Source organism: Aestuariivivens insulae (assembly GCF_022662195.1).
Classification (GTDB): Bacteria; Bacteroidota; Bacteroidia; order Flavobacteriales; family Flavobacteriaceae; genus Aestuariivivens; species Aestuariivivens insulae.
Genome location: NZ_JAKMCS010000003.1, coordinates 392599 through 399754 on the forward strand (window position 1 = coordinate 392599; position 7156 = coordinate 399754).

General features: G+C 31.8%; 10 protein-coding genes. All 10 read left to right on the plus strand.

The features are described 5' to 3' along the window. Positions 1 to 100: 100 nt before the first annotated feature. Positions 101 to 1234, plus strand: coding sequence for a tyrosine-type recombinase/integrase (locus MR062_RS05900; protein ID WP_242203163.1), 1134 nt, complete (start codon positions 101 to 103; stop codon positions 1232 to 1234). Positions 1235 to 1374: 140 nt separating this feature from the next. Then, complete coding sequence (locus MR062_RS05905) at positions 1375 to 1821, plus strand: hypothetical protein (RefSeq protein ID WP_242203164.1); 447 nt, start codon at positions 1375 to 1377, stop codon at positions 1819 to 1821. Between the two features lie 133 nt (positions 1822 to 1954). After that, positions 1955 to 2476 carry a hypothetical protein gene (locus MR062_RS05910; protein WP_242203165.1) on the plus strand — a complete coding sequence of 174 codons (522 nt, stop codon included), beginning with the start codon at positions 1955 to 1957 and terminating at the stop codon, positions 2474 to 2476. 154 nt (positions 2477 to 2630) lie between these two features. Further along, positions 2631 to 2999 (plus strand): hypothetical protein, encoded by a 369-nt coding sequence (locus tag MR062_RS05915; protein WP_242203166.1) that lies wholly within the window; start codon positions 2631 to 2633, stop codon positions 2997 to 2999. A 156-nt stretch (positions 3000 to 3155) separates the two neighbouring features. Then, positions 3156 to 3566 (plus strand): hypothetical protein, encoded by a 411-nt coding sequence (locus MR062_RS05920; protein ID WP_242203167.1) that lies wholly within the window; start codon positions 3156 to 3158, stop codon positions 3564 to 3566. Positions 3567 to 3778: 212 nt separating this feature from the next. After that, a complete protein-coding gene (locus MR062_RS05925) occupies positions 3779 to 4192 on the plus strand; it encodes a DMP19 family protein (protein ID WP_242203168.1) in 414 nt (137 codons plus the stop codon). A gap of 10 nt (positions 4193 to 4202) precedes the next feature. Further along, positions 4203 to 4616: a hypothetical protein gene (locus MR062_RS05930; RefSeq protein ID WP_242203169.1), complete on the plus strand. Its 414-nt coding sequence runs from the start codon at positions 4203 to 4205 to the stop codon at positions 4614 to 4616. Between the two features lie 166 nt (positions 4617 to 4782). Further along, positions 4783 to 5406, plus strand: coding sequence for a Type 1 glutamine amidotransferase-like domain-containing protein (locus MR062_RS05935; protein WP_242203170.1), 624 nt, complete (start codon positions 4783 to 4785; stop codon positions 5404 to 5406). Positions 5407 to 5552: 146 nt separating this feature from the next. Then, complete coding sequence (locus tag MR062_RS05940; protein ID WP_242203171.1) at positions 5553 to 6416, plus strand: hypothetical protein; 864 nt, start codon at positions 5553 to 5555, stop codon at positions 6414 to 6416. A gap of 221 nt (positions 6417 to 6637) precedes the next feature. Further along, a complete protein-coding gene (locus MR062_RS05945; protein WP_242203172.1) occupies positions 6638 to 7063 on the plus strand; it encodes a hypothetical protein in 426 nt (141 codons plus the stop codon). Positions 7064 to 7156 lie beyond the last annotated feature (93 nt).

Genomic DNA, 7156 nt, shown 5'->3' on the forward strand with positions numbered 1-7156 from the left:
TCTTAATCTGCCCAAGCATAAGAGATGTTTGGTTTTCATTCTTTATATTTGTAAGACTTAACTTTTACTGTTGTGAATATTTTACCATAATTTATTTTCTATGAAAACCGTTAAGCTAAGCCCTTTATTCCATAAAAACGAACAGCAAATTGCCATATCCTTTGGCTATGATGAAAACATTAAACAACATTTAAAGCAATTGCTTGAGGTTAAATGGAGCAAATCACACAAGACCTTTTACATTAAACATTCGCCAGAAAACAAAAGGATTGTTTACGCCCATTTGCGCCGTATTAATTGTAAGGTGGACTACAGTGCGCTAAAAGCCAAAAAGCCAACGACCCAAAAAACCTTGAGCATCACCCTACCGCGTTTGGACTATGCCCAAAAAGAAGATTTAAAAAAATTCAAAAAATGGCTACAGCAGCAACGGTTAAGCAACAATACGGTTAATACCTATGTTGAAGTGACCACATTTTTTAAACGCTACTCACACCTAAAAAACACTAATAACTATACCAAACGGCTTATCGAATCTTTTAACTACGACTTTATCGTAAGGGCCGACAAGTCCATATCCTATCAAAACCAATGTATTAACGGTATTAAAAAATATCTGGACTATAAAGGCATAGAAGTAGAGGCCTTAGCTTTAAAACGTCCAAAAAAAGAAAAGAAACTCCCTGTTGTTTTAAGCATAGATGAGGTTACATCCCTTTTTGATGCCGTCAATAACCTAAAGCACAAAACATTATTGTGCCTTCTTTACTCTGGTGGCCTAAGGATTGGCGAGGCCTTAAATTTAAAAGCAAGTGATATAGACAGCAAACGCATGCTTATCCATATTAAAGGAGCAAAAGGCAAGAAAGACAGATATACCTTATTGTCTGAAACCTTCTTAACCTTACTTAGAAACTATTACAAGCTGTACAGGCCCAAGACCTATTTATTTGAAGGCCAAAAAGGGAAACCATACAGTTGTACCAGTGCGCAAAAGGTTTTAAGGCAGGCCGTAAAAAAGGCAGGGCTAAAAAAGCATATTACCCTGCATACCCTTAGGCATAGTTTTGCAACCCACTTACTGGAAAACGGGACGGACATAAGATATATCCAAGAACTCTTGGGACATAGCAGCCCAAAAACTACAATGATTTACACCCATGTAAGCGAACTGAGCATAAAAAAAATAAAAAATCCATTTGATAATCTGCAAATGATTACTAAATTGCTTTAAATAAGAATTTTCATCTTTACCATGTTGGAAACTAAAACATATATACACCACCAAAACTTCCGCATAGCCAACCTAATTGGGCGGATATAAAGGTGAAAATTCCGCATATAAACAAGTTACCAAACAGTTGAAGAAACTCAATGAGAACCATTATTTGCATCATATTATTTGCATTTTTATTGCCATTTGAGCAAAATAAAACAACTGACTTAATTGGAGTTTATTACTCGGTTGACAATGAATTCGAAAGATGGTCGATAATGGAATTACGAGAAAACGGAATTTTTAATTATAAATACGGGTTGAGTGCTTGTCAATCGGAAATCACTGGAACTTATTCGGTAGATAAAAATCGTATTCGATTTAGAAATGACAGAGAATTTACCAAAGAATATTTAGAAAAGGAAAGGGATTCCTTAGATTCAAATATTCCTGGAATCGGAATTCCAATAATCCCTGATTTAAGTCTAACGGAATGGAAAATAAAAAGGAACGCAATTAAACCGATTTCGGAAATTGATTGTGGTTGTATAACTGAAAAAGGAAAACACAAAAAAAAGATAAAACCGTTTGGTAACAATGTATAACCGCAATTACGGCGGATTCGACTACGTCCGAATCCACTCGGAATTGCTAAAGCTTGTGCCAAACCGAATATTAACGCATATTAACCCGTAACTGACGGTTATACGAACCGTTGTGCGTCATTAGAGAAAACCAATGAATACGATAAAAGTTGAAATAGATAAAAGCGAATATGGAGCTGATGATTTTGCAAATTATCGGATTGATAGCTTTTGGCTTGACGAAAAACTTGAGGAATTATATCCTGACAAATTTTATGGAGGAACAATTCCTACTCTACTTTTTGGAATGGAAATACCAAAAGAGAAAGAAGTTGTCCAAAAAAGAATCCTGCCGAATGAAAATGAAACCACAATTTGTCCAATATTGATGTGTCCTGATGACTGTGATTTTTCTTGCACATTAATTGTAGCCGAAATACAAAATTGCGGAGATATTATTAAATGGAATAAAATCGGACTTGATAAAACAACTGATTTTGAGCCTGAAAAAGTAGGTTTTAAAGTTGAGTGGTTTAAGAAAATGACTAAACTCGAATTCACAAAAGCCGACTACTTGAAAATGCTGTCGGACTTTGAAAAGTATTATAAATTAGATAAAGTAGAATGGGAAAAGCGAAATGCTGAATTTCAAAAGAACTTAACAAATAAAAAATAACGAACGCACAACAATGGCTATAAGTAATTGCTTGTTTTCGCTTACTTCTGAAAATCCTTGCGGATTTTCAGTTTGGTGTGTACTTGCAAAGTTTAGTGCTAAACCACGCAACTACTCATAGCCGAGACGTTGTAACACATTTGACCCAAACTAAATGGAAAAAATCAGATTTAAAGAAAAAGCCTTTGAATATGCATTAATCGGATATATTATTCTAAAATTGTTATGGAATATTTACGGACTGACTACTGGAATAACCAAAGCATTAATTCCAATAACACTACAAGGAATTTTATTGTATTTGATTTTCTCCAAGCATAAATATGCCAAAATCGGAATTAAAATTTGGGCTATTATTCTGATTTTAAGCTACGGACTTTCATTCTTAGCAAAAATTGTAAAAATCATTCTGGGTGATGAGATAGAAACAACCGTATTATTGAACAAAGCTTTACTTCTGACCATTGGAATTTTGATTTATGTTTTTAATGAAAAATATGTAGAGATAATAAAAACTGAATAAAAAAAAACGTGTTACAACAATGGCTAAAGTTTATTGCTTCTGATTTTCCTTCGGAAAATTTTCGCGCTAAACTTTGTAAGGCTCTTTTTACTATCTTAGTCTCCAACTAACGCAACAAACCTTAGCCTAAACGTTGTAAACAATTTGAGAAACAGTATGAAACCAATATATTTCTTCCTTTTTATTCTGACATTTTGTTGTAATAAAGGAAAAACAATCCCTGAAGATTATAGGAATAATTGGGCTTTGTATTACATCAAAATAGATGAGAGTAATATTTTAGATAACATTTCTAACAAAGGATTTATTACGAACTTAATGGTTGTAAATAAATTCAACAAATTGTACATTGATAACCATAATAAAAATATTAAGATTTCTGCTGACATAACTATCTTAGAAAAAAATAACGATACAGTAGCCACAATCACCAATTCTTCTGACAAAAGATTAAATGGTGTATATGAAGTGAATTTAAAAAAAGTAACAAATGGTAAGTTTCATACCCTGCATCTGAATTTAAAATCTGACCGATTAGAGTTATATGCTGAGAAAAGAACCAATTAAATTTATGATAAATAGAAAACATTAATCGGACAAAACTGAATTGAATAAAAAAACTGTTTACAACATTGTATATAAAAAATTGCTAGTTTTAGCTAAACCAATGTTAGTTGCTCTTTTGCTAGCTTCTGATTTTCCTTCGGAAAATCCTCGCTCGCAAGCACGCAACTTTTCATATACATAAACGTTGTAGTGCATTTAAGAAAACCGAAATTATGACAAGAGACGAAGCCCAAGATGCGTGGGAAAAAATAGTTGAAATTGGATTTACTAATTATGAAAAATTGACTCGTGAACAACGTGTTTGGTTTAACATTGAGCCTTTAACAACTGGCGGATTATGGGACCATTATATGAATTATGGTGCGGACAAAAACGCAGATACAATTGCGGATTTAGAATATCTGAATTTCAATTCGGTAGCCAATCAATTACGTGAATTCAATAAAACCTTTTTACCAAACGGAGTTCCTGAAGGACCAGACGCTCGACAAGAGGAATTTGACAAGTATGATGAAGACGAATTTGAAGATTACATTGAGGAAATGGACAATAAATTTTGGGAAGTATCAGATAAATTGGAAAACGCTCTACTGGAACATATAAATAACAGCGGAATTGGAAAATAAAAACCTTTAAATGGATTTAAAACCTGGAAAATTGATTCTCTATTTTGGGCTGTTTTGCTTCGCAATTTCCCTCATATTAATCTACGTTCTATTTTTTGTACTTAAGGAATATGAAAATGGCGGACTTTTGAGTGTTCTTGCAATGTTTATCGGATTTTCATCAATCGGATTTTACCTAACATTACATTATTTAAAGTATAGAATTGTAATCGGTGATAAATCAATGACTATTAAGAACGAGATTGGACAGAAAAAAGAAATTTATTGGAATGACATTGAAAAAGTTGATTACAATAAAACCTTTAACATGATTGTAATTCGGAGTAACCAAAAGAAAAAATGGATTAGTCCGATTTATGGACATTTCATTGATTTTATAGAACCAGAAAAATACACCGAAAATCTAAAAAAAATAATTAATTAAAAACGCACTACAACATTGGCTATAAGTAATTGCTTGTTCTCGCCTACTTCTGAAAATCCTCGCGGATTTTCAGTTTGGTGTGTACTTGCAAGGTTAAGTGCTAACCCACGCAACTACTCATAGCCGAGACGTTGGTAACAATTTGAGCTGACATCTTAACTAATCAATGAAATACTATTTATCTTCTTACAAATTTGGCGAAAAAGTTGAAAAACTGAAAGACTTACTTCCTCAAGGTGCAAAAATTGGTCATATAAATAATTCTAAAGATTGGACAACTGCTAATCCAGAAATTAGGGATGACCATTTAAAAGAAGAAATGGAATTTATGGACAGTTTAGGTTTTATTAGTGAACATTTGGACTTAAAAAATTATTTTGGGAAAGAGAATAAATTAAGAAATAAAATTGCTTCACTAAATGGAATTTGGATTAGTGGCGGAAACACTTTCGTTTTAAGACAGGCAATGAAATTAAGTGGATTTGACAATATTTTTAAAGAATTACAGAAACGAAGCGACTTTTTTTATGGAGGCTATAGTGCTGGAGTATGTATTCTTTCGGACTCTTTAAAATATATTCAATTTGTGGATAATCCTAATGATTTTCCTTATCAAGAAATTAGCGAAACTATTTGGGACGGACTAAATCTATTCAACTATGGCATATTACCTCATTATGATTCTAACCATCCTGAATCGGAGGAAATTGGAAGAGAAGTTAAAAGATGTATAGATAATAAATGGCTTTTTAAAGCATTGAGAGATGGAGAGGTCTTAATAATTGAATAAAAAACTGTTACCAACAAAGTATAAAAATAATGCGTAATTTAGTACAATATCAAAGGTTAGTGCGTTTTTGGTCACTCTGATTTTCCTGCGGAAAACCCTCTGACTCAACACCGCACTATTCTTATACGAAACGTTGGCAAACATTTATGAACGAACAACAAAGAACAAGCATAGAAGCCTTAATATTAGTTAATGACTTGTCTTTGTCAAATCAAAAAGCAATTCTTACTGAATTAAATTCTCTTCTGATAGAATGTACTCAAGATTTATATGATAATGGAAAAAAATTTGAGGATGCTGGACTTTTTGAAAAATTGCTATTTCAAATAATATTTCATAATGAAACACTTTTAACCCTTACAAGTGGGAAATTAATTGAAATTCGGGATAAGCAACTAAAAATAAATGACCTAACAGCTGTTTACTCTATTGCAAGGCTTCAAATAGAAACATTCATAAATTTATCTTACATATTTTTTGTCGACTCTGAATATTCCAAAGAAATAAGAGCATATGTTTATAAAATACAGGGATTGAGGAAACAAATTGAGCTGACTAAAAAGCATCCAAAGGATTTTGAACCGATTAAAAAAATGAGGAATGAACTGGCTGAAGAATTAAGGAAAATCAGAAAGTTGGATGAATTCAAAAGATTACCTTTTTCTCAGAGAAAAAGATTTATAAATCCATCATATGCAAGATTAATTAAATTGGACGAAATATATCCATTAATAAAAATTGGTAACATATCAAGAACTCATTCTTTGTATTCAAATCATATTCACTCGGAATATATAAGCATTCGTCAATTAAAATCTGCGGTAAATGATAGTTCTGAATACGAAAGTTCATTTTCTACTGTGACTTTATTGTGCTCAAGAATTACATCTTTGGTTATCACCAATGTGGTTGAACAATATGAATTAAAAAATTATTCTTACTCTAAAGCACCTTTAAAGCTGAAAAAAGTAATTGAATCAATAAATAAATTGTCAAGTGAATTAAAATAAACGATTTGCCAACACCGTGTATAATTCATTGCTAGTACAGGCTTACTTACGAAAATCCTCGCGGATTTTCTATTCGGTTTGTATTTGCTAAATTAGTTGCTGAAATACGCAACGAAATCATACACAAACACGTTGGCAATAATTATGTCTAAATGAAAAACTTTCTGATTTTATTAATGTTTTTTACTTTCAACAAACTGATTTCGCAAGAAATAGTTGGAATGAAAGAAGTTTACATTGACAATAATTTAGTTTATAAAAGTTCAAATGACGAACTCTTAACTGGTATTGCTCAAAGCAAACGGAAAAATGGACATTTAGTTTATGAAGAGGAATACAAAAATGGAGTTATTCTGTCAAGTAATTTATATTACAATGGAAAAGAAATAAGAGTTTCAAATAAAACAATATACAATCCGAATAAACCATTAGTTCTTTCAAAAGAAATTAAATACCATCTGAATGGTGAAGTTTTTGAAACTATAACTTATAATGACAACGGAATAAAAATCCTTGTTGAACAATTTAAAAATGGAAAGCTAACGTATAGTTGTCAATATTTAGGAAAAAAGAAAAACGGACTCGAATTGGGATATGGAGAAAGCGGAGAAAATGGACTTGCAACAAAAAAATGGACTTTAAGTTGAATGACTAAGCTGCCTGTTTCTGGTTATACATATCTAATTCAAATTCTCTTATAGTTTTATTTCCTAAAAAGGAATGCCTTCTTTTATTATTGT

What these genes read in the sequence shown, in the direction of transcription:
- MR062_RS05930 (WP_242203169.1), top strand. Translation starts at nt 4,203, where the DNA reads ATGGATTTAAAACCTGGAAAATTGATTCTCTATTTTGGGCTGTTTTGC.
- MR062_RS05940 (WP_242203171.1), top strand. Translation starts at nt 5,553, where the DNA reads ATGAACGAACAACAAAGAACAAGCATAGAAGCCTTAATATTAGTTAAT.
- MR062_RS05910 (WP_242203165.1), top strand. Translation starts at nt 1,955, where the DNA reads ATGAATACGATAAAAGTTGAAATAGATAAAAGCGAATATGGAGCTGAT.
- MR062_RS05925 (WP_242203168.1), top strand. Translation starts at nt 3,779, where the DNA reads ATGACAAGAGACGAAGCCCAAGATGCGTGGGAAAAAATAGTTGAAATT.
- MR062_RS05900 (WP_242203163.1), top strand. Translation starts at nt 101, where the DNA reads ATGAAAACCGTTAAGCTAAGCCCTTTATTCCATAAAAACGAACAGCAA.
- MR062_RS05945 (WP_242203172.1), top strand. Translation starts at nt 6,638, where the DNA reads ATGAAAGAAGTTTACATTGACAATAATTTAGTTTATAAAAGTTCAAAT.
- MR062_RS05905 (WP_242203164.1), top strand. Translation starts at nt 1,375, where the DNA reads ATGAGAACCATTATTTGCATCATATTATTTGCATTTTTATTGCCATTT.
- MR062_RS05915 (WP_242203166.1), top strand. Translation starts at nt 2,631, where the DNA reads ATGGAAAAAATCAGATTTAAAGAAAAAGCCTTTGAATATGCATTAATC.
- MR062_RS05935 (WP_242203170.1), top strand. Translation starts at nt 4,783, where the DNA reads ATGAAATACTATTTATCTTCTTACAAATTTGGCGAAAAAGTTGAAAAA.
- MR062_RS05920 (WP_242203167.1), top strand. Translation starts at nt 3,156, where the DNA reads ATGAAACCAATATATTTCTTCCTTTTTATTCTGACATTTTGTTGTAAT.